A 25,669-nucleotide genomic window follows, 5' to 3' on the forward strand; every position below is an offset into this window, starting at 1 on the left:
AAGGTGCCGTGGGGCTGTTCGGGGGTGCCCTCGGAGCGGGGGAAGAACTCGTACCAGGCGCCGTACAGGGCGCGTTCGCGTTCGACCAGCAGGGGCAGCGGGTCGGAGGAGGTGACCAGCTCCCGCAGCGGATGGCGGGCCAGCACCGCGTCCACCTCCGGCGTCAACGCCGCCGCCAGGCGTGCGGCGGCCGGCCGGGTCTCGTCCCGCAGCGCGTCGACGGCGGCCAGCAGCACCCGCCGGTCCACGGCCCCGGGCACGTCGGCGGCGGCACGCTCGTACAGCTTGACGCCCTCGTCGAGGACCAGGTCGGTGTCCATCCCGGCCGGGATCTTGATGCGCGCGTGGTGCCGCCAGGTGGCGACCGGATCGCCCCACGCCTCCACGGTGTACGACCACGTTCCGGGTTCGCCCGCGGTGACGGTCGCCCCCCAGCGGTCGGTGCCTGGTGCCAGCTCCCGCATCGGTGTCCAGGGCCCCGGCCGGCCCCGCGGATCTCTGAGGACGACATTGGCGGCGACCGCGTCGTGCCCCTCGCGGAACACGGTGGCGGAGACCTCGAAGGACTCGCCGGTGACGGCCTTGGCGGGCCTGCGTCCCTGCCGGACGACCGGGCGGACGTCCAGGACGGGGATGCGTCCGACGGAGGTGGTCCCGTCGGCGATGGTCCCGCCGGCGGTGGTGCTGTCCGGCTCGGTCGGTGACGAGTGGTGCGTGGCGGGCATGACCGCTCCTGTCCGCGTCAACGTGGGTGGGCGGATGACTCTGGGGAGGTGGGTCCTGCGGGTGCGTGCGGGGCGTACCGCAGGAGCCTTCCCACACTCTTCTGGTGGGCAATCCGGCACTTTGTTAACTACTCGCGCGTATGTCGACTCACACGACGGGCCTGTCCCCACGCCTTCCCGGATGCCGTTGCCGCAATCAGCGCCTTCGCGACATGTGCAGCCTTTCGCGCGGGGGCGAACTGCCACAAGAAGGCCGACGGGGGGAGATCCAGCCATATCGCCACGCCGCCTGCGGGCGAAGGCCCCGGCAAGGGACACATCGCCCCGGTAACGTCGTGCGGGTGAAGGCGATTCGTCGACTGACCGTCCGTCCCGTTCTCCCCGACCCCCTCCGGCCGCTCAGTGATCTGGCCCGCAATCTGCGCTGGTCCTGGCACCCGGAGACCCGTGACCTCTTCCAGTCCGTCGACCCCGCGTGCTGGGCCTCGTCCGGCCGCGATCCGGTGAGACTGCTCGGCACCGTGCCGCCCGCGCGCCTCGCGGAGCTGGCCGAGGACCGGCGCTTCCTGCGCCGGCTGACCGCGGTGGCCGACGACCTCGACCACTACATGACCGGCGACCGCTGGTACCAGGCCCAGTCCGGCCGACTGCCCGCCGCCGTCGCCTACTTCTCGCCCGAGTTCGGTATCACCGCCGCCCTGCCCCAGTACTCCGGGGGACTCGGCATCCTGGCCGGCGACCACCTCAAGGCGGCCAGCGACCTGGGCGTGCCGCTCATCGGCGTCGGCCTGCTCTACCGGCACGGCTACTTCCGGCAGTCCCTCTCCAGGGACGGCTGGCAGCAGGAGCACTACCCCGTCCTCGACCCCCACGAGCTGCCCCTCGCCCTCCTCAAGGAGCCCGACGGCACCCCCGCCCACGTCGCCCTCGCCCTGCCCGGCGGCCGGGAACTGCGGGCCCGCGTCTGGCTGGCCCAGGTCGGCCGGGTGCCCCTGCTGTTGCTCGACTCGGACGTCGAGGAGAACGACCTCGGCGAACGCGGCGTCACCGACCGGCTCTACGGCGGCGGCAGCGAGCACCGGCTCCTCCAGGAGATGCTGCTCGGCATAGGAGGTGTCCGGGCGGTACGGACGTACTGCCGGCTCACCGGCCACGCCGGTCCCGAGGTGTTCCACACCAACGAGGGTCACGCCGGCTTCCTGGGGCTTGAACGCATCGCCGAACTCTGCGACGAGGGACTGGAGTTCGGCTCGGCGCTGGAGGCGGTACGGGCCGGGACCGTGTTCACCACCCACACCCCCGTGCCGGCCGGCATCGACCGCTTCGACCGTGAGCTGGTCGCCCGCCACTTCGGCCCCGACTCCGAACTGCCGCGCATCGACGTCGAACGCGTCCTGCGGCTCGGCATGGAGACCTACCCCGGCGGCGAGCCCAACCTGTTCAACATGGCCGTGATGGGCCTCAGGCTGGCCCAGCGGGCCAACGGCGTCTCCCTGCTGCACGGCGGGGTCAGCCGCTCCATGTTCGCCGGACTGTGGCCCGGCTTCGACGCCGACGAGGTGCCGATCACCTCCGTCACCAACGGGGTGCACGCCCCGACCTGGGTGGCGCCCGAGGTGTTCCGGCTCGGCGCCCGGCAGATCGGCGTCCAGCGGGCCGAGGACGCCATGACCGTCGGCGGCTCGGACCGCTGGGACTCGGTCGCCGACATCCCCGACCAGGACATCTGGGATCTGCGCCGTACCCTGCGCGAGCAGCTGGTCGAGGAGGTGCGGGAGCGGCTGCGCGCCTCCTGGCGGCAGCGTGGCGCCGGGGCCGCCGAGCTGGGCTGGATCGACGACGTCCTCGACCCGGACGTGCTCACCATCGGCTTCGCGCGGCGCGTCCCGTCGTACAAGCGGCTGACGCTGATGCTGCGCGACCGCGACCGGCTGATGGACCTGCTGCTGCACCCCGAGCGGCCGGTCCAGATCGTCGTCGCCGGCAAGGCGCACCCGGCGGACGACGGCGGCAAGCGGCTGGTCCAGGAGCTGGTGCGGTTCGCGGACGACCCGCGGGTGCGGCACCGCATCGTCTTCCTGCCCGACTACGGCATGGCGATGGCGCAGAAGCTCTACCCGGGCTGCGACATCTGGCTGAACAACCCCCTGCGGCCCCTGGAGGCGTGCGGCACCTCCGGCATGAAGGCGGCGCTCAACGGCTGCCTCAACCTGTCGGTGCTCGACGGCTGGTGGGACGAGTGGTTCCAGCCCGACTTCGGCTGGGCGATCCCCACCGCCGACGGCGCGGGCACCGATCCTGACCGGCGCGACGCCATAGAGGCCGCCGCCCTCTACGACCTGCTGGAGCAGCGGGTGACCCCCCGCTTCTACGAGCGGGCCGCGAGCGGGCTGCCCGACCGGTGGATCGAGATGGTCCGGGGGACCCTCAGCCTGCTCGGGCCGAAGGTGCTGGCCGGCCGCATGGTCCGCGAGTACGTCGAGCGGCTCTACGCCCCGGCCGCCGAGGCGCACCGCGCGATGGACCCGGACTCCGCCCGCGGCCTCGCCGAGTGGAAGACCCGGGTGCGGGCCGCCTGGCCCGGCGTGAGCGTCGACCACGTGGAGACGTCCGCGACGGCCACCGCGCCGGCGGAGCTGGGCTCGACGCTCGGGCTGCGGGTGCGGGTGAAGCTGGGCGATCTCGCGCCGGAGGACGTGGAGGTGCAGGCGGTCTCCGGGCGGGTGGACTCCGAGGACCGGATCACCGACGCCTCGAAGGTGCCGCTGAAGCCGGTGGGCGGGCCCGACCTGGAGGGCCGCTGGGTGTACGAGGGCCCGCTGGCCCTGGACCGCACCGGCCCGTTCGGCTACACGGTCCGCGTGCTGCCCGCGCACCGCCTGCTGGCGTCCGGCGCGGAGACGGGGCTCGTGGCGGTGCCGTCCGACGACCTGGCCCAGGCGGCGGGGCTGCTGATGAGGTGAACGACGGCGGCCGGGCGGCGGTGGCCGAGCAGGGGCGTTCAGTCCTCCTCGTCGCCGCCGCTCAGCCGTCGCAGCACGCTGCCGCACCGGCGGGCGTAGGCGTGCTGGAAGGCCCGGGCGGCCGGTCCGCCGGCCTTGGCGTACCACTTGGCGGGGCGGCTGAAGGCGCTCACGGTCAGCCACACCGTGCCGTCACCGGTGCGGTCCACCACGAAGGCCTCCTCGCCGGACTCCGGGTGACCGGGCAGCGTGCCGTAGGCCCAGCCGGCCCGGCGGGGTTCGTCCAGCGTCCACACCACCCGGCAGGGCGCCTTGATCATGCCGGCGAGGGTGACGGTGACGTCGACGCCGGGCGCGGCCCGTTCCGCGCTCGCGTCGATGCCGACACCCATCTCCCGGTGCATCTCCCAGGTGAGTACGGCCTCCACGGCCCGCTGGAACACCGGTTCGCCCTCACCGAGGCGGGTGCGTACGTGCATGGGGCGGAAGCCGGGCGGGTAGTGGCCCTGCTCGCGGGTGGCGCCGACGGCGTCGTACGTGAAGGACATGGGCACCAAGACTAGGACGGCACCCGGGAACCGCTGGTCCCGGGTGCCGTCCGCCGCGTGTTGGGATGCGTCAGCTCACGTTGATCGCGGTCCAGGCCGCGCCCACCGTCTTGTACTCGGTGCTGTCGGCGCCGTACAGGTCGGACGCCGCGCTCAGAGTCGCCGTGCGGGCCGCCTTGTAGTTCGTCGTCGACGTCATGTACGTGGTCAGCGCCTTGTACCAGATCTGCAGCGCCTTCTCGCGGCCGATGCCGGTGACGGTGGAGCCGTCGGAGGTCGGGGAGTCGTAGGACACCCCGTCGACCGTCCGCGCCCCGCTGCCCTCGGCCAGCAGGAAGAAGAAGTGGTTGGCCGGGCCCGAGGAGTAGTGCACGTCGACGCCGCCGAGACCGGAGGACCAGTAGTCCTTGGACGCGCCGTCCTTGCTGGGCTTGTCCATGTGGCGCAGCGGGGTGCCGTCGCCGTTGATGTCGATCTTCTCGCCGATGAGGTAGTCGCCCTTGTCGGCGGAGTTCTTCGCGAAGTACTCCACACCGGTGCCGAAGACGTCGCTGGTCGCCTCGTTGAGGCCGCCGGACTCGCCGCTGTAGTTGAGGCCCGCGGTGTTGGAGGTGACGCCGTGGCTCATCTCGTGCCCGGCGACGTCCAGCGAGGTGAGCGGGTTGGTGTTGCCCGTGCCGTCGCCGTAGGTCATGCAGAAGCAGGCGTCGGACCAGAAGGCGTTGACGTAGTTGTTGCCGTAGTGGACGCGGGAGTAGGCCGCCTTGCCGTCGTTCTTGATGCCGCTGCGGCCGAAGGTGTCCTTGTAGAAGTCCCACGTGGTCTGCGCGCCGTAGGCGGCGTCGACGGCGGCGGTCTGGTCGGTGGCGGAGCCGGAGGCGGTGCCGGTGCCCCACGCGTCGTCCGCGTCGGTGAACAGGGTGCCGGTGCCGGACGTGCCGCGGGCCAGGTTGTACGTCTTGTGGCCGCCGCGTCCGGTGTCGTACAGCTGGTACGACGAGCCCGACTTGGTGGTGCCGAGGGTGACCGCGCCCGAGTACAGGCTCTTGCCGGAGCCGGTCTCGATGCCCTGGTACTCGTACAGTTTCGCGCCGGTGGCGGCGTCGGTGATCACGTGCAGCTCGTTCGGGGTGCCGTCGTCCTGGAGGCCGCCGACCACGGTCTCGTAGGCGAGGACCGGCTTGCCGTCGGCCGCCCAGATCACCTTGCGGGGCGCGGAGTCGGCCGCCGTCTTCGACGAACCGGCGTCCTTGGCGGCGGACAGCGCCTGCCGCTCGGCCTTGGCCGCGTCGACCTTCGGCGTCACGGTGGCGACCTTGACGGTGGCCTTCGTCGCTCTGGTCACGCCCTTGGCGGCGCCGGACTCCGAGCGGTGCACCACGAGGTCGCCGCCGAGGACGGGCAGTCCGTCGTAGGTGCGCTCGATGGGGGTCCCCCCATGCCCCTTAAGGGCTATGGGGGAGGGTGTGCACGGTGCCGTCGCGGTCCTTGACCACGTCCTTGACGACCAGTTTCTCCTTGGCGCCGAGTCCTGTCTCGCGCGCGGTGCCGGCCGCGCCGGCCTGCTGCTCCTGGATGAGCGCGGTGCGTGCGGTGTCCGACAGCAGGAGGGGGGCGCCCGGGAGGGCCGGGCTCGCGGTGGCGCTGCCCGCGCCGAGTCCGGTGCTGAGCAGGGCGCCGGTGGCGACCGCGGTGGCGAGGGCGAGGGTGGTGCGCTTGTGGCGCGCGAAGTGGGGGGACACACAGACTCCTTCGGTGGGGGATCCGGTCGGCGTGGGGTGTCCGGCCGGAGTTGGCTGCGAAGTTGTGCGGCGGATCACCGAAGACTGGCACCCAGGGCGCGTACATGTCAGGGGGGTCGAATGATGTTGGCCGAAAGTTGACGTCCGGGTGAATGTGGCGGCGGTGTGAACCCGCGTGACCTCGGCAGAGCGGCAACCCTCGGTGCGTATGGGCTTGGCGAAAAGAGGGCGGACACGGGGAGGGCGCCGCCCCGGGGATTCGAACCACCGGGACGGCGCCCTGACCGTGGGGCCCCGCGTGCGGGCCTACGGGAAGGTGAGCCTGACGGAGTTGATGTATCCGGTGTCCCGGGACGCCACGTCCTGGACGCGCAGCTTCCAGGTGCCGTTGGCGGTCTCCGAGGAGGCGTTCACCGTGTACGTCTGGTTCACGTTGTCCGCCGAGTCCGAGGAACTGGAGTTCTTCAGGCGGTACGCGGTCCCGTCCGGGGCCAGCAGGTCGACCACCAGGTCACCGCGCCAGGTGTGCACGATGTCCACAGCGGCCTGGAGGTTGGAGGGCGCGTTGCCCGCCCGGCCCGTCACGGTGACCGACGAGGTGACCGCCGCGCCGTTGTCCGGGATCGCCACGTCGGCGGTGTTCTCGAAGGAGGTGCCGCCACCGCCGCCGCCGGAGCGGGAGCCGACGTTGATGCCCGCCCACGCGTCCTGCACCCGCTTGTACTCGGTGCTGTCGGTGCCGTACAGCTCACCGGTCGCCGCGAGGGTGCCGGTGCGGGCCGCCGCGTAGTTGGTGGTCGACGTGAACTTCGTGGTCAGCGCGCGGAACCAGATCTTCGCCGCCTTGTCGCGGCCGATGCCGGTGACCGGGAGGCCGTCCGAGGTGGGCGAGTCGTAGGTGACACCGTTGATGGTCTTGGTGCCGCTGCCCTCGCTCAGCAGGTAGAAGAAGTGGTTGGCCGGGCCCGACGAGTAGTGGACGTCGATGTTGCCGATCCCCGAGTACCAGGAGTCCTTGGACGCGCCGTCCTTGCTGGGCTTGTCCATGTAGCGCAGCGGGGTGCCGTCGCCGTTGATGTCGATCTCCTCGCCGATGAGGTAGTCACCGACGTCGCTGGAGTTGTTCGCGTGGAACTCGACGGCCGCGCCGAAGATGTCGGAGGTGGCCTCGTTGAGCCCGCCGGACTCGCCGCTGTAGATCAGGCCCGCGGTGTTGGAGGTGACGCCGTGCGTCATCTCGTGCGCGGCCACGTCGATCGACGTCAGCGGGTTGGCGTTGCCCGAACCGTCGCCGTACGTCATGCAGAAGCAGCTGTCCGACCAGAAGGCGTTGACGTAGTTGTTGCCGTAGTGGACGCGGGAGTAGGCGCCCACCCCGTCGCCGCGGATGCCCGAGCGGCCCTGGACGTTCTTGTAGTAGTCCCAGGTCAGCGCGGCCCCGTAGTGGGCGTCGGCGCCGGCGGTCTCCGGGTTGGAGGGCTGGCCGTTGCCCCACACGTCGTCGGGGCCGGTGAAGAGCGAGCCGGTGCCGGAGGTGCGGCCGCCCAGGTTGTTCGTCTTGTGGTTGCCGCGCGTGGTGTCGGTCAGCGTGTACGACGACCCGGACTGCGCGGTGCCCAGTGTCACCGTGCCGCTGTACATGGTGTTGCCGGTGCCGTTGTGGATCGCCTGGTACTCGAAGAGCTTGGCGCCGGTGGCCGCGTCGGTGACCACGTGCAGCTCGTTCGGGGTGCCGTCCTCCTGGAGGCCGCCCACGACCGTCTCGTACGCCAGGACCGGGGTGCCCTTCGCCGCCCAGATCACCTTGCGCGGGGCGCGGTCGGCCTCCGCCCCCTCGGTGCCGGCGGCCTTCGCGGCGGACACGGCCTGCCGCTCCGCCTTGCCGGCGGCAATCTTCGGCGTCACCGTGGCCGGCTTGATCGCCTTGGGCGTGGCCTTCACGACCCGCTCGGTCCGCCCGGCGTCGCTGGTGACGACCAGGTCGCCGCCGAGGACGGGCAGTCCGTCGTAGGTCCGCTCGTAGCGGGTGTGCAGCGTGCCGTCGCGGTCCTTGAGGACGTCGCGGACGACCAGCTTCTCCTTGGCGCCCAGGCCCAGTTCGCCGGCCGTCTCGGCCTTGGTGGCGTTGGCGTCGCGGATCAGCTCGGCGCGCTGGGCCGGGGTGAGCGTGACCGACTCGGCACCCGGTGCGGGGGCCGGCCCGGGCGCGGCGGTGGCGGCGCCGGACTGGACCGCCGTGGCGATCAGCGCGGCGACACCGGCCAGCGCGACGGCCGCGGCACGCCGGTGTGTGACGCGGCGGAAGGGGGCGTGGGACGTGGTGTGGGAGGTGCGTCTGTGGGGAGTGCTGCTGCTCAACACCGACTCCTTCTGCGTGGCCGCGGGGTGCGCGGCCGGGGAGACCGGTCGGCGGGTGGCCGGCCGGGCGGAACTGTGCGATACGCAGAGATCACGTGCCAGGAGCTGGCCGCTGCACAGCGCTCGTGGGGAAGCTGTGGGGGCGCTGTGAAGGGGTCGACGGAAGAGTGGCAGGAGTACGCCCTCTTTGTCAGGAGCGCGTCAGTAAGTTGGCTGGAAATCGTTCGTTGACCGGGAGTTCACGTTCGATAAACGGAACCGTCGCCCGCGCGCCACTACTGACTGTCCGCTCAGTCAGTAGCCACCCGGTCGGACGGCTCCCCGTGCCAGGAACCCCACAGCGCCGCGTAGGCCCCGCCGGCCGTCACCAGTTCGTCGTGCGTGCCCAGTTCGGTCAGCAGGCCGCCTTCCATCACGGCCACCCGGTCCGCGTCGTGCGCGGTGTGCAGCCGGTGCGCGATGGCGATGACCGTACGGCCCTTCAGCACCGCGGCGAGCGCCTGCTCGGTGTGCCGGGCCGTCGTCGGGTCCAGCAGGGCGGTGGCCTCGTCCAGGATCAGTGTGTGCGGGTCGGCCAGCACCACCCGGGCCAGGGCGAGCTGCTGGGCCTGCGAGCCGTCCGTCCGGTGCCCCTTCTCGCCCAGCTCGGTGTCCAGGCCCCCGGGCAGCTCCCGCACCCAGGGCTCGGCGCCCACCGCGGCGAGCGCCGCCCACAACTCACCGTCCCCGGCGCCCGGCTCGGCGATCAGGAGATTGTCCCGGACCGTGCCCAGGAACACGTGGTGCTCCTGGGTGACCAGCACGACCTGGCGGCGCAGCCGCTCCGGTCCCAGGGCGACCACGGGCACCCCGCCCACCGTCACCGAGCCGGCGGTCGGCGCGTCGACGCCCGCGAGGAGCCGGCTCAGCGTGGTCTTGCCGGCGCCCGACGGACCGACGACCGCCAGCCGTTCACCCGGCCGCACCGTCAGGTCCACGCCGCGCAGCACCTCACCGCCCCGCTCGTAGGCGTACCGCGCCCCCTGGACGTCGATACGGTCGTCCGCCGGGACCGCCGACTCGTCCGCCGCCGTCCGCGGGGCGTGGGCCAGCCCCTCCACCCGGGCGAAGGAGGCCGCGCCCGCCTGGAGCTGCTCGGTCCGCATCAGCACCTCGTCCAGCGGCCCGGTCAGCTGCTGGAGGTACACGGCGCACGCCACCACCGCCCCGAGGCTCACCGACCCGCGCGCGTGCAGGAACCCGCCGCACAGCAGGACGCCCGCCACCGGGAGGACGTAGGAGACGTCCACCGCCGGGAAGAACACGCTGCGCAGGAACAGCGTGCGCATCCGGGTGCGGCGCGAGACCTCCAGCGCCTCCCGGTTGGTCGACACGCGCCGGCCGGTCAGGTGGAACGCCTCGACCGTGCGGGCCCCCGCCACCGTGGCGGCGAGGCTCTCCGCGACCTCCGACGTGGCCGCGCCCTCGGCCAGGTACCCGGCCCGCGCCCGGCGCAGATACCAGCGCAGCGCGACCCAGGCCGGCGTCAGCCCCAGCACCCCGACCGCGCCGAGCAGCGGGTCGAGCACGAACACCGCGCCCATGAGGAACAGCGCCTGCACCGAGTTGACCAGCAGGTCGGGTCCGGCGTCGCGCAGCGTGGTGCCGACGGTGGTCACGTCGGCGGTGCCGCGGGTCGTCAGGTCACCGGTGCCGGCCCGCTCCACCACCGACGCGGGCAGGGCCAGCGCCCGGTCCACGTACCGCTCCCGCACCCGGGCGAGCGTCCGTTCCCCGAAGCGGTGGCCCACGTAGCGGGCCCAGCGGGCCAGCAGCAGCTGCGCCAGCGAGCAGACCAGAATGGCGAGAGCCATGCGGTCCACGGCGCCGACCCCGCCGCCTGCGCGCACCTCGTCGACGATCCGGCCCAGCAGCCACGGGCCGGCGAGTCCGGCCGCGGCGGCCAGGGCGTTGAGGCCGAGGACGGTGGTGAGGGCGCGGCGGTCCTCGCCGAGCAGGCGGGCCGCGGCGCGCCGGACGTCGGCGCGGCCGGCGACGGGGAGTTGTCCCGCGGACGTCATCGGACCACCTCTTCGTCCCGCGCGACCAGCGCGCGGTATCCCGGTTCGGTATCGAGGAGTTCGCGGTGGGTGCCGGTGGCGGCGGCCTTGCCGTCGACCAGGTACACCACCGTGTCGGCGCGGTCCAGCACGAGGGGGGAGGTGCACGCGACGACGGTCGTGCGGCCGTTGCGGGCGTCTCGGAGGCGGGCCGCGACCGTTGCCTCGGTGTGGGCGTCCAGGGCGGAGGTCGGTTCTACGGCGAGCAGCACCTCCGGTGAGGTGAGCAGGGCGCGGGTGAGGCGGATGCGTTGGCGTTGTCCGCCGGACAGGTCGCTGGCCTGGGCCGCGACCTGTGAATCGAGGCCGTCGGGGAGGGTGCGGATGATGTCTTCGGCGGCGGCTGTGTGGATGGCTTTGAGGTGCGCCGAATCGTCTGCCGGGTGCTGTCGTCGGGCGTCTGCGGGTGCGTCGTGGCTGGTCGCGCCCACGCGGCGGAGCCGCAAATCGACACTGCCCGCGCCCCTGGGGGCGATCTCCGCAGCGTCGATCACAGAGCGCAGGGGGCCTGCGAAGAGGTCGGCTTCCGCTTCGGCTACCAGGATGCGGGACCGGATCTGGGGGAGTGGGATGTCGGACAGCGGGACGTCGCCCCATGTCGCGTCGGACGGGGTGTAGCGGCCCAGGCGGTCGATCACCTCGGCGGCGTCGGTGGGGCGGGAGCCGGCCAGGGCAGTGAGGTGGCCCGGGAGGACGCGTACGCCGGAGGCCGGGTCGTGCAGGGGCGAGGGCTCGGCGGGGGCGTCGCGGGTACCGGTGTCCGGCTCGGGCTCCAGGCGCAGGAAGGCGACCACCCGGCGGGCGGCCACCACACCCCGGCTGAGCTGGTGGCCCATCTCGATGAGGAACGCCACCGGCCAGCCCAGCGCGACCACATAGCCGTACACCGAGACCAGTTCGCCCACGCTGATCTGCCCCCGCGCGGCCTGCCGGGCGCCCAGCCAGGTGACCAGCGCCAGGAACAGCACCGGCAGGCCCACCCCGAGGGCCTGGATCCAGCTGGTCACCGCCCCGACCCGGTAGCCCCGCTCGCGCAGCAGCCCCGAGTCCCGGCGGAACGCGTCCGCGACCAGGCCCTTGCCGCCCAGCCCGTTCAGCACTCGCAGCCCGCCCGCGAGGTCGCCGATCCGCGCGGTGAGCACGGCCTGCCCTTCCCGGTACTCGGTCTCCCGGCCCTGGAGGCGCCCCATGAGCGGACCCAGCAGCACCGCGAGCACCGGCACCCCGATGAGCACCACGAGGGCGAGCCGCGTCGACACCGACAGCATCAGTCCGCCGACCGCCGCGTAGGCGACGACCGTACCGATGCCCGGTCCGACGGCCGTGAGTGAGCTGCTGATGGTCTGTACGTCGCCGACGCCGATGGTGACGACCTCGCCGGTCCCCACCTGTCCGCGCAGCGCGGCGCCGAGCCGGGTGGCGTGTCCCACGACCACCTTGACCGTGCGGAAGTTGGCGTCCAACCGCACCAGCGTCATCGTGCGGTGCCGCAGCATGCCCAGCCACGCGTTGACCGCCCCGACGCCGACCAGCGCGCCCGTCCAGCCCGCCAGCGCGCCCATGTCACCGGGCTCCAGGCCGTGGTCGACGGCCCGCGCCATCAGGAACGGCGTCGCCGCCAGCAGCACCATCCAGGTACTGGCGAGCACCGCCCCCGCCAGACAACGCGGCCACTGCCGCCCGACCAGCCAGACCAGGTACCGCCAGCCGCCCCGGCGGTCCGGTGTGCCGGGATCCTCGTACGCGTCGATCACCGATGACTCCCCTCTCAGGGCCTGTCCGACCTGGGCCCGCCCGCCCTCACGCGAGACTGTCCCGCCATGCCCGGTGCAGATCCGCGAACCGGCCCGTGCCGGCGATCAGTTCGTCCGGGGGGCCGTCCTCCACGATCCGGCCGTGCTCCATGACCAGTACTCGGTCCGCGATCGCCACGGTCGACAGCCGGTGCGCGATCACCACCGCCGTACGGCCCTTGAGCACCGTCGTCATCGCCCGCTGCACCGCCCGCTCCCCGGGCACGTCCAGCGAACTGGTCGCCTCGTCCAGGATCAGCACCGCCGGATCCGCGAGCAACGCCCGTGCGAACGCCACTAGTTGCCGCTGACCGGCGGAGATGCGGCCCCCGCGCTTGCGGACGTCGGTGTCGTAGCCGTCGGGCAGCGCGGCGATGAAGTCGTGGGCGCCGATCGCCTTCGCGGCCCGCTCGATCTCCTCCCGCGTCGCCTCCGGCCGGCCGATCGCGATGTTGTCGGCGACCGTGCCGGAGAACAGGAACGCCTCCTGCGTCACCATCACCACCCCGCGCCGCAGCTCGGGCACCGCCAGGTCGCGCAGGTCGACGCCGTCGAGCAGGACCCGCCCGTGGGATGGGTCGTAGAACCGGGCGAGCAGCTTGGCCAGCGTCGACTTGCCCGCGCCGGTCGACCCCACGACGGCGACCGTCTGCCCGGCCGGGAGCGTCAGGGCGAAGCGGGGCAGCACCTCGCCGCCGGTGCGGTAGCCGAAGCTCACCGCGTCGAAGACCACCTCGCGGCCGGGGTGTTCGGAGGCCGCCCGGGGCAGCTCCTTCGGTGCGGCAGGTTCGGGCACCGACGGCGTCTGGGCCAGCAGCCCGGCGATCTTCTCCAGGGAGGCCGCCGCCGACTGGTACGAGTTCAGGAACATGCCGAGCCGGTCGATCGGGTCGTACAGCCGGCGCAGGTACAGCACCGACGCCGCCAGCACGCCGAGCGCAAGCGTGCCGCCTGCGACCCGGTAGGCGCCCCACAGCACCATGCCCGCGACGGCCGTGTTGGCGACCAGCCGGGACCCGACGACGTAGCGGGCCATCTCCAGTAGGGCGTCGCCGTTGGTCCGCTCGTGGCGCCGGTTCAGGACCGCGAAGGCGGCGTCGTTGGCGGCCTCCCGGCGGAAGGCGCGCACCGGACGGATGCCGTTCATCGTCTCCACGAACTTCACGATCACCGCCGCGATCGCCGTGGACCGGTGCCGGTACACCCGTGCCGCGCGCCGCTGGTACAGCCGCACCAGCGCGTACAGCGGTACGAACGAGGCCACCGCGACCGCGCCGAGACCGAGGTCCAGCCAGAGCAGCAGGGCCGCGATGTAGACGAAGGAGAGGATGACCGTCACCAGCTCCTGGAGGCCCTCGTCCAGCAGTTCGCGCAGGGATTCCACGTCCGTGGTGGAGCGGGAGATGAGCCGGCCCGAGGTGTAGCGCTCGTGGAAGTCGACGCTCAGCGCCTGCGCGTGCCGGAAGATCCGCCCGCGCAGGTCGAGGAGGACGTCCTGGCTGACCCGGGCGGCCGCCGCGATGAACGCGTACTGGAGTCCGCCCGCGGCCAGCGCGCACAGCAGATAGCCGGCGCCCACCGCGATCAGCGGACCGTGGTCGTCGTCCCTCAGGGCCGGCACCGCGTGGTCGATGGCGTACGCCACCAGCAGCGGGCCCGCCTGCACCGCCGCCTGCTGGAGCAGCAGGAGGAGGGTGGTCAGGGCGACGCGGGCCTTCAGCGGCGCCAGCAGGGAGCGCAGCAGGGTGCCGGTCGCACCGGGCGGGCTGGGCAGGACGTCCTGGTCGAAGAGGTCGCCGTCCGCGCGTGCCCCGGACCCGGCCGGGTGCCCGCCGTCCGGCTGCTCCCGGTCCGGCGCGGTGGCCGTGGGCGCGGTCATCGGGCGTCCTCTTTCCGGAGTCCGCCAGGCGTCCCGGGCACCTCGTGCCCGTCGAGCCCGGACATCAGGTGGGCGTACTCGGCGTTGCCGCGCAGCAGTTCGTGGTGGGTGCCGACGGCCGCGATACGGCCCCCGGAGAGCAGGGCGACGCGGTCGGCGAGCATCACCGTGGAAGGGCGGTGGGCCACGATCAGGGCGGTGGTGTCCGCGAGGACGTCGCGCAGGGCGGCCTCCACGGCGGCCTCGGTGTGCACGTCGAGGGCGGACAGCGGGTCGTCCAGGACGAGGAACCTCGGTCTGCCGACCACGGCCCGGGCGAGCGCGAGGCGCTGGCGCTGCCCGCCGGAGAGGCTGAGGCCCTGCTCGCCGACCTGGGTGCCGGTGCCCTGGGGGAGCGCGTGCGCGAAATCGGCCTGCGCGACCGACAGCGCCCGGCCCAGCTCCTCGTCGCCGGCGCCTTCGCCGGTCCCCATCAGCACGTTCTCGCCGACGGTGGCCGAGAAGAGGGTGGGCTCCTCGAAGGCCACGGCGACCATCGAGCGCAGCTCCTCGCGGGACAGCGCGGTGATGTCCTCGCCGTCCAGCGTGATCCGTCCGGAGGTCACCTCGTGTAGGCGGGGGACGAGCGCGGTCAGCGTCGTCTTGCCGCTGCCGGTGGCCCCGACCAGGGCCATGGACTCACCGGGACGGATGTGCAGGTCGACGTCCGTCAGGAGGGGCGGGGAGTCGGGGGCCGCGTCGGGGTACCGGAACCGGACGTTCTCGAACCGGAGGCCGTCGACCCGCTCAGCTGCGGGCAGTCGTGCCGCTGGGGCGGCAGCGGTGCCCTGCGTTTCAACATCGGCGTCCATCACCTCGAAGTACCGGTCCGTGGCCGTCGCCGCCTCCTGGCTCATCGCCAGCAGGAAGCCGATGGACTCCACCGGCCACCGCAGGGCCAGCGCGGTGGACAGGAACGCCACCAGCGTCCCCGCCGACAGCGACCCGTCCGCCACCTGCACCGACCCGACCACCAGCGCAGCCCCGATCGCCACCTCCGGCAGGACGACGATGACCGCCCAGATGGCCGCCAGCAGCCGCGCCTTGCGCAGCTCCGTCCCCCGCAGTGTGTGGGACAGCTCGTGGAAGGCCCGCGCCTGGCTGCGGTGCCGGCCGAACCCCTTGATGATCCGGATGCCGAGCACGCTTTCCTCGACTACGGTCGTCAGATCCCCGACCTGGTCCTGCGCCCGCCGCGCCACGTAGGAGTACTTCTTCTCGAAGACCACGCAGGTGATCATCACGGGGATGGCGGGCCCGAGGACGACCAGGCCGAGCGTCCAGTCCTGGACCAGCATGATGCCCACGCCGACCAGGATCGTCACCCCGTTGACCAGCAGGAACGTCAACGGGAAGGCGAGGAACATGCGCAGCAGCATCAGGTCGGTCGTCCCGCGCGACAGCAACTGCCCCGACGCCCACCGGTCGTGGAAGGCCACCGGCAGCCGTTGCAGACGCCGGTACAGGTCCGCGCGCATCCCCGCCTCCACGCCGGCCAGCGGGCGGGCCACCATCCACCGCCGCAACCCGAACAGCAGCGCCTCCGCCAGCCCGAGCAGCAGCAGGTACAGCGCCCCGAGCCACACGCCGGCCGGATCGCGGTCGGCGACCGGCCCGTCCACCATCCACTTCAGGACGAGGGGAATCACCAGCCCCACACAGGAGGCGACGATCGCGACACCCGCCGCGGTCGCCAACCGTACGCGCACGGGGCGTACATACGGCCACAACCGCAACAGCGAGCGCACGGTGGAACGGTTGCCGGAGGAGGAGTCCGGGGCGGGAACGGGTGTAGTGGGCATCAGCAGCGAGCCTACGGTTCACCACTGACACTGCCCACCGAGTTTTCGCGCGCACCGGGGTCGTACGGGGGCATCATTCGCCGGGCATGCCGCCATCCGCGCTACCCCGCCCGCAGCAGCAAGACCGTCCGCGCCGGTACCGTGACCGGCGCCCCCGCCGGATACGCGGTGCCCGGCGCCTCCGTCTGGTCCTCGCGGCCGGTGTCGACGAGGAGTTCGTACCGCTCCGCCCACGGGGGTCCCGGCAGGACGAAGTCGGCCGGAGCCTCACCCGCGTGGAGCACGGCCAGGAAGCTGTCGTCGGAGATCGCCTCGCCCCGCTCGTCGCGGCCCGGGATGTCCCGCCCGGACAGGTACATGCCGAGCGTGGCGGCCGGGGCATACCAGTCCCGTTCGGTCATCTCCGTGCCCCGCGCGGTGAACCAGGCCAGGTCGCGCAGGCCGTCCGCGGAGTGCGCGCGGCCGGAGAAGAAGGCCCGGCGGCGCAGGACGGGGTGCCGGTGGCGCAGCGCGATCAGGCGGGAGGCCAGCTCGAACAGGGGGCGCCACTCCGGATCGTCCAGCAGGCTCCAGTCCACCCAGCTGATCGCGTTGTCCTGGCAGTAGGCGTTGTTGCCGCCGCGCTGGGTGCGGCCCATCTCGTCGCCCGCCACCAGCATCGGCACCCCGGTCGACAGCAGCAGCGTGGTCAGCAGGTTGCGCAGCTGGCGCCGCCGCAGCGCCCGTACGTCCTCGTCCTCCGTCTCTCCCTCCGTACCGCAGTTCCAGGACCGGTTGTCGTCCGTGCCGTCCCGGTTGCCCTCGCCGTTCGCCTCGTTGTGCTTGCGCTCGTAGCTCACCAGGTCCCGCAGCGTGAAGCCGTCGTGCGCGGTGACGAAGTTGACCGACGCGTACGGCCTGCGCCCGCCCCACGCGTACAGGTCGCTGGAGCCCGACAGGCGGTAGCCCATCTCCCGGACGTCCGGCAGCGCGTGCCGCCAGAAGTCCCGCACCGCGCCCCGGTAGCGGTCGTTCCACTCCGTCCACAGCGGCGGGAACGCGCCCACCTGATAGCCGCCCGAGCCCACGTCCCACGGCTCGGCGATCAGCTTCACCCGGCGCAGCACCGGGTCCTGCGCGATCACCGCGAGGAACGGGGACAGCATGTCGACGTCGTGCATCGAGCGGGCCAGCGCCGCCGCCAGGTCGAAACGGAAACCGTCCACGCCCATCTCCGTCACCCAGTACCGCAGCGAGTCGGTGATCAGGCGCAGCACGTGCGGCTGGACGACGTGCAGCGTGTTGCCGCAGCCCGTGTAGTCGGCGTACCGGCGGGCGTCGGCCTGGAGGCGGTAGTAGCCGCGGTTGTCGATGCCCTTCAGGGAGAGCGTCGGACCCAGCTCGCCGGCCTCCGCCGTGTGGTTGTAGACCACGTCGAGGATCACCTCGATGCCCGCCGCGTGCAGCGCCCGCACCATCCGCCTGAACTCGCCGACCTGCTCACCGGTGGTGCCGGAGGCGGCGTAGGCCGCGTGCGGGGCGAAGTAGCCGATCGAGTTGTAGCCCCAGTAGTTCCTCAGCCCGCGGTCGAGCAGATGGCTCTCGTGAGCGAACTGGTGCACCGGCAGCAGCTCCACCGCCGTCACGCCCAGCCGCGTCAGATGCTCGATCGCCGCCGGGTGCGCGAGGCCCGCGTACGTGCCGCGCAGCTCCTCGGGGATGCCCGGGTGCAGCTTGGTGAAGCCGCGCACGTGCAGCTCGTAGATGACCGAGTCCGCCCACGGCGTCTTCGGCCGCCGGTCGTACGTCCATTCGTCGTCGGGACCGCCGTCATCGACCACGACACCCTTCGGGACGTACGGCGCCGAGTCCCGCTCGTCGCGCACGGTGTCCGCCACCCGCTGCTCCGGCCAGTCCCGCACATGCCCGTACACCTGCGGCGGCAGCCCGAAGTCGCCGTCCACGGCGCGCGCGTACGGGTCGAGCAGCAGCTTCGCCGGATTCCAGCGGGCGCCGGTCCACGGGTCCCAGCGGCCGTGCACCCGAAAGCCGTAGCGCTGCCCGGGCAGGACGCCCGGCACGAAGCCGTGCCAGATCTCGTGGGTCAGCTCGGTCAGCCGCACCCGGCGTTCCCCGCCCCCGGGCCCCGGCCCGTCGAACAGGCACAGCTCCACCGCCTCCGCCCCGCCCGCCCACAGCGCGAAGTTCGTCCCCGCCACCTGGTCCGGGCCGGTCCGGAACCGTGCGCCCAGCGGCACCGGGGTGCCCGGCCAGGCCGGCACGGTGGGCGGCGGCGCGGCGCGCCGGGCGCCGTTGACCACGACGGAGGGACGCGCGTCGTCGGCGGCCCGATTCCCGGCCACCGCCTCCTGCTCGGCTGCGCTGGACACCTGTCAGCCTCCCACGGCTCATGGAACGACGTCCGGCAAGAGGGCGTGCGGCGTCCCGGCCGCTGCTCCCCGTCGCGTCGTCCTCCCCACAGTTCTGCCCACCGGGTGGCTCGCACTCACGTTTCCCCAGGGCGGGCCGGTCGTTACGGGTGGATGTGAGGCACGTACATGGGCGCGCACGGCGCGCGGGGGCCGCTCTGGCCGCCGTACTGACATGGGCAGGACTGTTGGCCGGGGCCGCCGGATGCACCTCGGACGGCGGCGGCATCGGCTCCGGCATCGGCGGGGTGCTCGGCAAGCCACCCGCCGCCGAGGACGTCATCCGGGTCACCCCCGACGACGGGAGCAAAGCCGTCCGGCCGGAGAAGAAGCTGTCGGTGCGGGTGCCCGACGGACGGCTGGAGTCGGTGAAGGTCGTCAGGTCGCAGGACGCGCAGGAGACGCCGGTGCCCGGCCGGATCTCCGCCGACGGACTCAGCTGGCGCCCCCACGACGACCGGCTCGCCCTCGCCGCGAAGTACACGGTCGACGCGGTCGCCCTGGACGGCGGAGGGCACCGCTCGGCCCGGCACACCACCTTCACCACCTACGTTCCCGAAGAGCGCTTCATCGCGTACGTCGCCCCCGAGAACCGCTCGGTCGTCGGCACCGGGATGATCGTCTCGCTGGAGTTCAACCGGGAGATCACCGACCGCGCCGCCGTCGAACGGGCCATCTCGGTGACCGCGAAGCCCGCCGTCGAGATCCGGCCCCACTGGTTCGGAAAGGAGCGCCTCGACTTCCGCCCCAAGGAGTACTGGAAGCCCGGCACCGAGGTCACCGTCGCCCTCGACCTCCGCGACGTCGAGGGCGCGCCCGGCGCCTACGGGCTCCAGCACAAGAAGGTCTCCTTCACCGTCGGCCGCAGCCAGGTCTCGCAGGTCGACGCGGGCCGCCGGACCATGGAGGTGCGCCGCGACGGCTCGCTCCTGGCCACCGTGCCGATCACCGCGGGGGCACCGGCCACCCCCACCTACAACGGCAAAATGGTGATCACCGAGATGCTCGACGTCACCCGCATGAACAGCCGCACGGTCGGCTTCGGCGGCGAGTACGACATCCCGGACGTCCCGCACGCCATCCGCCTGACCAGCTCCGGCACCTTCCTGCACGGCAACTACTGGGCGCCCGAGGACACGTTCGGCCGGGCCAACGTCAGCCACGGCTGCATCGGGCTGCGCGACGACAAGGGCGGCGGTTCCGACACCCCGGGGGGCTGGTTCTTCGACCGCAGCCTCATCGGCGACGTCGTCGAGGTGGTCAACAGCAAGGACAAGACGGTCGCCCCGGACAACGGGCTCGGCGGCTGGAACATGAGCTGGAAGAAGTGGACGGCGGGCAGCGCCGTGAAGTGACCCTGGCGCCCCCGCGCCAACTCGGTACGGAACAGTGACATTTCACCAGTCCCCCGACCCCCTGGCCTGCGGTTACGATGCGCCGGTGCGCGCGGGCGCACCGGGGTGCGGGCCGGACCAGGCCCGGCGAGGGGAGACAAGTTGAACGTGCGTCCGATATCGGGGGCGGTGCTCGCCGTGCTGATGCTGACGGTCACCGCGTGCGGCGGGGGCGGATCGGGCTCGGGGGGCGGTGCCGGGAACGGCAGGAACGGCAAGGACAAAGACTCCACCGCGGCACAGAGCAAGCAGTCCGAGGCCGTCGTCACCATCGCGCCGAAGAACGGGGCCAAGGCCGTCGACACCAGCGGCGCGCTCAAGGTCGGTGCCGCCGAGGGCAAGCTGACCGAGGTCGTGGTCAAGGACGCCGAGGGCGCGAAGGTCGACGGGAAGATATCCGGGGACGGCGCCACCTGGACGCCGTCCACCCACCTGGCCGCCGCCACCACGTACACCGTGCACGCGGTCGCCAAGGACGCCGAGGGGCGTTCGGCGGCCGAGGACTCCCGCTTCACCACGCTGACGCCCGAGAACACCTTCGTCGGCACCTTCACGCCGGAGGACGGTTCGAAGGTCGGCGTCGGCATGCCGTTCTCGATCCGCTTCACCCGGGGCATCACCAACCCCGAGGAGGTCGAGAAGGCCATCCGCGTCAAGACCGAGCCGGCCGTGGAGGTCGCGGGCCACTGGTTCGGCAACGACCGCCTCGACTTCCGGCCCGAGAAGTACTGGAAGGCCGGCACCAAGGTCACCGTCGACCTGAACCTCGACGGCGTCGAGGGCCGCGAGGACGTCTACGGCAAGCAGGCCAAGACCGTCTCCTTCACCGTCGGCCGCAGCCAGGTCTCCGTCGTCGACGCCAAGAAGCTCACGATGAAGGTCGTGCGCGACGGCAAGACCGTCAAGACCATCCCGGTCACCACCGGCTCGCCCGGCTACGAGACCTGGAACGGCCAGATGGTCATCACCGAGCGGCTCGCGGTGACCCGGATGAACGGCGAGACCGTCGGCTACGGCGGCGAGTACGACATCAAGGACGTCCCGCACGCCATGCGCCTGTCCACCTCCGGCACCTTCATCCACGGCAACTACTGGGGCGGCGACGCCTTCGGCAACCGCAACTCCAGCCACGGCTGCATAGGGCTGCGCGACGTGCGCGGCGGCTGGGACGAGAAGGCGCCGGGCGCCTGGTTCTTCGAGAACTCGCTCATCGGCGACGTGGTCGTGGTGAAGAACTCCGAGGACGCGACCATCGCCCCGGACAACGGCCTCAACGGCTGGAACATGTCCTGGGAGAAATGGAAGGCGTAAGCCCCGTAAGGGGCGCGGGGAACTGCGCGAGCAACCCACCACCGGCCGTGAGCCGACAACGCACCCGCACCCCCACGGCGCGTGAACGCCCGCTAACCTGACCGTGAATCTGGAAGTCGCCGAAGGCGTCGGCACGCTGCGTCTCGACCGCCCGCCCATGAACGCGCTGGACGTCGCCACGCAGGACCGGCTCAAGGAGCTCGCCGAGGAGGCCACCCGCCGCGACGACGTACGCGCCGTGGTGATCTACGGCGGCGAGAAGGTGTTCGCCGCGGGCGCGGACATCAAGGAGATGCAGGCGATGGACCACGCGGCGATGATCGTGCGCGCCCGTGCCCTGCAGGACTCCTTCACCGCGGTGGCCCGCATCCCCAAGCCGGTGGTCGCGGCCGTGACCGGCTACGCGCTGGGCGGCGGCTGCGAACTCGCGCTCTGCGCCGACTTCCGCATCGCCGGGGAGAACGCCAAGCTGGGCCAGCCCGAGATCCTGCTCGGCCTGATCCCGGGCGCCGGCGGCACCCAGCGGCTCTCCCGGCTGGTCGGCCCCTCCCGGGCCAAGGACCTCATCTTCACCGGCAGGCAGGTGAAGGCCGAGGAGGCGCTGACGCTCGGCCTGGTCGACCGGGTGGTCCCGGCCGGCGAGGTCTACGCGCAGGCGCACGCCTGGGCCGCGCGGCTGGCGAAGGGGCCGGCCATCGCGCTGCGTGCGGCGAAGGAGGCCGTCGACACGGGCCTGGAGACGGACATCGAGACCGGCCTCGCCGTCGAACGCAACTGGTTCGCAGGTCTGTTCGCCACCGAGGACCGTGAACGCGGGATGCGCAGCTTCGTGGAGGAGGGCCCCGGGAAGGCGAAGTTCCGCTGACCGGCGCGGGCGGACCTTCACCCGAAGTGGGCCCGGGTCACTCGTAATTGACGCGATGTCTGATCCGGGTCCCTCGATGGGGCGGTTTATGGCAGCCTTAACGCACCATTAAGCGTGTCGTGTCGAGGGAGGCCGCCGCTTGTCTCCGGCCGAGCCGTCCGCCCAGGTCAGTGGGGTCGTTTCCGGTACCGAGCTGCCTCTGGCATATGCCGACGAGCCCTCGTCGGGCCGGGCCCGCACGAGAGCGTATTCCCCGGGAACGGCCACGGAGCCCTCCGGGGGCGGCCATGATGGTGGCATGGCGGGGCTGGAGGGTACGGAACAGCCGCGGGGAGCCGGACGTGCGACCGCGGCGCGCTGGTCGCCGGCGGTGGAGGACGAACGCGCGCACAAGGCGCTGGAGCTGTTCGGCAACCCCACGGAGCGCGAGGTTCCGTTACCGTCCCGCCCCGAGTCCGCCGCCACCGCCCGCCGGCTGGCCCAGGTGGTGGCGCTGCGCCAGTGGCAGCTCGGCCCCAAGGCCACCGAGGACACCGTCCTGCTCGTCTCCGAGCTGGTCGGCAATGCCGTCCGCCACACCGGCGCCCGGGTGTTCGGCCTCCACATGCGCCGCCGCCCCGGCTGGATCCGCATCGAGGTCCGCGACCCCTCCCGGGGGCTGCCGTGCCTGATGCCGGTGCAGGAGACGGACATCAGCGGGCGCGGCCTCTTCCTCGTGGACAAGCTGTCCGACCGATGGGGCGTCGACCTGCTGCCGCGCGGCAAGACGACGTGGTTCGAGATGCGGGTCGTGGACCGGTGAGTGGCCATCTGCCGCCGGGAGCAACACCGTTCACCGGACACGCCACCTAAGGGTGAGAATCCGGAACGTGTCGCTCCGTAACCGGGATCGTGGCCGCATGATCACCACTAGCCTGCGCCGCAGGGCCGCCGCTGCCGTCCTGTCGCTCGCCGCCGTTTTCGCCACGTCGGCCGCCACCGTCCCCGGCTCGGCCGACCCCGCGACGGCGCCCGCCAAGGCCGCACCGGCCTGCCCCCAGTTCGACGACAAGACCAAGGCCGCCGCCGACCGCGGTGTCGACGTCGACCGCATCACCCCCGAGCCGGTCTGGCGCACCACCTGCGGCACCCTCTACCGCAGCGACAGCCGGGGCCCGCAGGTCGTCTTCGAAGAGGGCTTCCACGCCAAGGACGTGTACAACGGCCAGTACGACGTCGAGAAGTACGTCCTGGTCAACCAGCCCTCGCCGTACGTCTCCACGACCTACGACCACGACCTCTACAAGACCTGGTACAAGTCCGGCTACAACTACTACGTCGACGCCCCCGGCGGCATCGACGTCAACAAGACCATCGGCAACAAGCACAAGTGGGCCGACCAGGTCGAGGTGGCCTTCCCCGGCGGCATCAAGCGGCAGTACATCATCGGGGTCTGCCCGGTCGACCGGCAGACCAGGACCGAGATCATGAGCGACTGCGAGAGCAATCCGCACTACCGGCCCTGGCACTGACGCCGGACCGCGGGCAGATATTCTGACTCGCGTCAGATTCGTCCGCGGGACGAGCAGAGCAGACCAGCTGAGCAGGGAATGAGGGGCGGACCGGTGGCGGACATCGAGGAAGCACGCAGGCAGTTCGATCGGATCGACACGGACGGTGACGGCTTCATCACCGCGGCCGAGTTCAAGGCCGCGCTGGCCCAGGGCGGCGACTGGAACGTCACCGAGTCGGTGGCCGAGGCGATCATCGCCAACCGCGACCTCGATGGCGACAAGCTGATGTCGTTCGAGGAGTTCTGGGCGCCCCTGAACAAGTAACGCCCACACGCCCAGGGGCGCCCCCCGGCGAGACCGGGGGCGCCCCGTTCGTATGTCTGAGCCAGGGCGTTACGCGCGTTCGCCCGCTTCGTTACCCACGCGAGGGGCCCACGCCGCGCGGGCTGTCGGGGGGAAATGAAGATATGTGGTGCGAGCGGCGCCGGGTGGGCCTGCGGCCGCTCTTCCGAGCGCTATCCCTTGACGCGAGGCCTGTGCAGGACCCACTACGCGCAGCTGCGGAGGCACAACGTACTCGCGCCCTTCGATAGTGATCGAGTGCCTCCACTGCCGCGAGAGCAAACCGGTTTCCGAGTATTCGAGACTCAACGCGTCGGGTGCTCCGCGACCGTACTGCAAGCCGTGCAACGCGGAGCGAGTCCGCCTGGGGCACTACAACGTGACCAAGGACTTCATCGGCCGACTGCTCTTGCGGCAGGAAGGGAAATGCGCGATCTGCGGGGCGCCGGGCCCGGAGGCCTGCCTTCCGCGCTTCGGACTTTTGGGCTGCTCAACAGGTACTTGTCGGATCCCCCGGCGAAGCGGCTGCGGGCGGAATGGATCCGGCCCTCAGTCGCATAGCCGGATCAGGCGCCGTCGGCCCACTTCTTGAGTGCCGCCTTGCTCTCGAATGCGGCGACGTTCTTGTCCAGTGGGTCGTCGGTGTACTGGTGGAAGCGCCACGTGGCCTGAATCCTCGGCTTGCCGGCCGTCACGTAGTCGGCGATCCACAGGCCGTCGCCCGCGTACGACGTCGTGTCCACCGTCAACCAGAAGTGCCTGTTGGCGTAGAGGATCACCCGGTTGTCGGGCCGCAGTGCCCTCACCTTCCGGATGAAGCTGTCCTTCTCCGCGTTGCTCGCGTGGGTGCCCTCGCCCGTCGTCTCCCAGTCGACGGCGAGGACGTCGCCCTTGCGGTCGGGGGCCTTGGAGACGAAGTACGAGGCCTGGGCGTCGAGGTTGCCCGGCCACAGGAAGTGGTAGAAGCCGACGACGAGTCCGGCGTCGCGGCCCCGCTCCGTCTGCGCCGCGAGCTTCGGGTTGACGTACGTACGGCCCTCCGTCGCCTTGACGAAGACGAAGGAGAGGCCGTCCGTGCCGTAACTGGACGACTGGTACGCGCTGACGTCGATGCCGCGCAGCATGGGGCCTCCCTGAGGGGCTGTGGGGGAACGGGAGTTGGTTATTCCCCACCATGGCACGGGTGATCCCCGCCCGAAGCGGAAACGTCGACTTCGCTTGTCCCGGGCGCTGTTGACGCGCGTCACGCCTGCTTCCCCTATGTGTCATGCTCGTGGCCGGGGCGGCGGGAAGCCGGCGCGATGCGGCACGCCCTCGGGGACGTGCCGATCACCATCTCCCGGCGTCCCAGATCGCACGATCACGTTAGCCCGGACTGCCCGGACCACCGCGAGCCCGGAGGACGACGATCACACGATCGAGTTAAACCGCCCTCACGCGCACTCCCCGGCGAACGGTCGCGAACCCCTCGCCGTACTGGTCCGCCCCGAACCGCGGTCGGGGACAGCGGCACCTCGCGCGTCCTGCCGCCCTTGGGAAGGCAGAAGTACGGCCTTCCCTTGGTGTCCCACCTGAGCTGACGTCGGACGCGTACGACGCCGGCCTCGAAGTCGAAGTCCTCTTCCCCCAGGCCGAAGCTTCTCCCTGGCGCAGGCCGAGTCCGAATCCGAGGTCGACCGCGAACCTGTAGCGGTCCTGGAGGCCGTGGTGGACCGCGTCGACGACGGACCGGGTCCAGGCCTTGGCCTTCTTCCCCGTACGCCGGGGAGGCTTGACACCGCGGTGCTCCTTGACGGGGTTCCGCAGCAGTCGCTTGTCGTCGACCGCGCTGTTGAGGACGGGGGACCGCCGGTCCCCGAAGGGCCAGTCGACGGGCGACCGCCGTCGTCATCACCGAGGGACCAGTCG

At 71.9% G+C, this 25,669-nt stretch carries 17 protein-coding genes and 1 pseudogene; 8 read left to right on the forward strand and 10 right to left on the reverse strand.

The genetic code is table 11. From position 1 onward, the window contains the following. Positions 1–725: maltotransferase domain-containing protein (locus tag ACFWR9_RS38935; RefSeq protein ID WP_383851326.1), on the reverse strand; the 725-nt coding region annotated here is incomplete at its 3' end. Between the two features lie 341 nt (positions 726–1,066). Between ACFWR9_RS38935 and ACFWR9_RS38940 the strand changes: the two genes are divergently transcribed. Further along, complete coding sequence (locus ACFWR9_RS38940; RefSeq protein WP_383851328.1) at positions 1,067–3,688, forward strand: glycosyltransferase family 1 protein; 2,622 nt, start codon at positions 1,067–1,069, stop codon at positions 3,686–3,688. Positions 3,689–3,726: 38 nt separating this feature from the next. Here ACFWR9_RS38940 and ACFWR9_RS38945 read toward each other — a convergent pair whose 3' ends face one another. The 8 genes and pseudogenes from ACFWR9_RS38945 to glgX all read right to left on the reverse strand — a co-directional run bounded on the left by ACFWR9_RS38945 (position 3,727) and on the right by glgX (position 18,317). Continuing rightward, complete coding sequence (locus tag ACFWR9_RS38945; RefSeq protein ID WP_383851331.1) at positions 3,727–4,236, reverse strand: DUF1990 family protein; 510 nt, start codon at positions 4,234–4,236, stop codon at positions 3,727–3,729. A gap of 70 nt (positions 4,237–4,306) precedes the next feature. Further along, positions 4,307–5,978, reverse strand: a pseudogene (locus ACFWR9_RS38950) (M4 family metallopeptidase). Positions 5,979–6,284: 306 nt separating this feature from the next. Continuing rightward, entirely contained in the window at positions 6,285–8,336 is a 2,052-nt protein-coding gene (locus tag ACFWR9_RS38955) for a M4 family metallopeptidase (RefSeq protein WP_383851332.1), read from the reverse strand. A gap of 290 nt (positions 8,337–8,626) precedes the next feature. After that, positions 8,627–10,396 (reverse strand): ABC transporter ATP-binding protein, encoded by a 1,770-nt coding sequence (locus ACFWR9_RS38960; protein WP_383851334.1) that lies wholly within the window; start codon positions 10,394–10,396, stop codon positions 8,627–8,629. Further along, positions 10,393–12,189, reverse strand: a complete 1,797-nt coding sequence (locus ACFWR9_RS38965) for an ABC transporter ATP-binding protein (RefSeq protein WP_383851337.1) — start codon at positions 12,187–12,189, stop codon at positions 10,393–10,395. The genes ACFWR9_RS38960 and ACFWR9_RS38965 overlap by 4 nt, the downstream gene beginning before the upstream one ends. A gap of 46 nt (positions 12,190–12,235) precedes the next feature. Next, on the reverse strand, positions 12,236–14,107 hold the full coding sequence (locus tag ACFWR9_RS38970) for an ABC transporter ATP-binding protein (protein WP_383851339.1): 1,872 nt from the start codon (positions 14,105–14,107) through the stop codon (positions 12,236–12,238). After that, complete coding sequence (locus ACFWR9_RS38975) at positions 14,104–15,948, reverse strand: ABC transporter ATP-binding protein (RefSeq protein WP_383851342.1); 1,845 nt, start codon at positions 15,946–15,948, stop codon at positions 14,104–14,106. Before ACFWR9_RS38975 ends, ACFWR9_RS38970 begins: the two co-directional genes overlap by 4 nt. A gap of 101 nt (positions 15,949–16,049) precedes the next feature. Continuing rightward, entirely contained in the window at positions 16,050–18,317 is a 2,268-nt protein-coding gene (glgX, locus tag ACFWR9_RS38980) for a glycogen debranching protein GlgX (RefSeq protein WP_383851345.1), read from the reverse strand. 155 nt (positions 18,318–18,472) lie between these two features. Here glgX and ACFWR9_RS38985 point away from each other — a divergent pair, with 155 nt between their 5' ends. The 6 genes from ACFWR9_RS38985 to ACFWR9_RS39010 all read left to right on the forward strand — a co-directional run bounded on the left by ACFWR9_RS38985 (position 18,473) and on the right by ACFWR9_RS39010 (position 23,743). Then, positions 18,473–19,711 carry an Ig-like domain-containing protein gene (locus ACFWR9_RS38985; protein ID WP_383851347.1) on the forward strand — a complete coding sequence of 413 codons (1,239 nt, stop codon included), beginning with the start codon at positions 18,473–18,475 and terminating at the stop codon, positions 19,709–19,711. Positions 19,712–19,852: 141 nt separating this feature from the next. Beyond that, a complete protein-coding gene (locus ACFWR9_RS38990; RefSeq protein ID WP_383851350.1) occupies positions 19,853–21,061 on the forward strand; it encodes an Ig-like domain-containing protein in 1,209 nt (402 codons plus the stop codon). A gap of 97 nt (positions 21,062–21,158) precedes the next feature. Next, on the forward strand, positions 21,159–21,926 hold the full coding sequence (locus ACFWR9_RS38995) for an enoyl-CoA hydratase/isomerase family protein (protein ID WP_383851365.1): 768 nt from the start codon (positions 21,159–21,161) through the stop codon (positions 21,924–21,926). Between the two features lie 298 nt (positions 21,927–22,224). After that, positions 22,225–22,728, forward strand: a complete 504-nt coding sequence (locus ACFWR9_RS39000; protein ID WP_383851353.1) for an ATP-binding protein — start codon at positions 22,225–22,227, stop codon at positions 22,726–22,728. A gap of 97 nt (positions 22,729–22,825) precedes the next feature. Then, the gene (locus tag ACFWR9_RS39005) at positions 22,826–23,437 is read left to right on the forward strand and encodes an ADP-ribosyltransferase (RefSeq protein ID WP_383851354.1); all 612 of its coding nucleotides are present in this window, start codon (positions 22,826–22,828) and stop codon (positions 23,435–23,437) included. A gap of 93 nt (positions 23,438–23,530) precedes the next feature. Further along, entirely contained in the window at positions 23,531–23,743 is a 213-nt protein-coding gene (locus ACFWR9_RS39010) for an EF-hand domain-containing protein (RefSeq protein ID WP_383851357.1), read from the forward strand. A 584-nt stretch (positions 23,744–24,327) separates the two neighbouring features. Here the strand turns inward: ACFWR9_RS39010 and ACFWR9_RS39015 are convergent. Then, positions 24,328–24,885: a GH25 family lysozyme gene (locus tag ACFWR9_RS39015; protein WP_383851359.1), complete on the reverse strand. Its 558-nt coding sequence runs from the start codon at positions 24,883–24,885 to the stop codon at positions 24,328–24,330. A gap of 583 nt (positions 24,886–25,468) precedes the next feature. Here ACFWR9_RS39015 and ACFWR9_RS39020 point away from each other — a divergent pair. Beyond that, positions 25,469–25,669: hypothetical protein (locus tag ACFWR9_RS39020; RefSeq protein ID WP_383851362.1), on the forward strand; the 201-nt coding region annotated here is incomplete at its 3' end.

This window comes from Streptomyces sp. NPDC058534, from assembly GCF_042717365.1.
Taxonomy (GTDB): Bacteria; Actinomycetota; Actinomycetes; order Streptomycetales; family Streptomycetaceae; genus Streptomyces.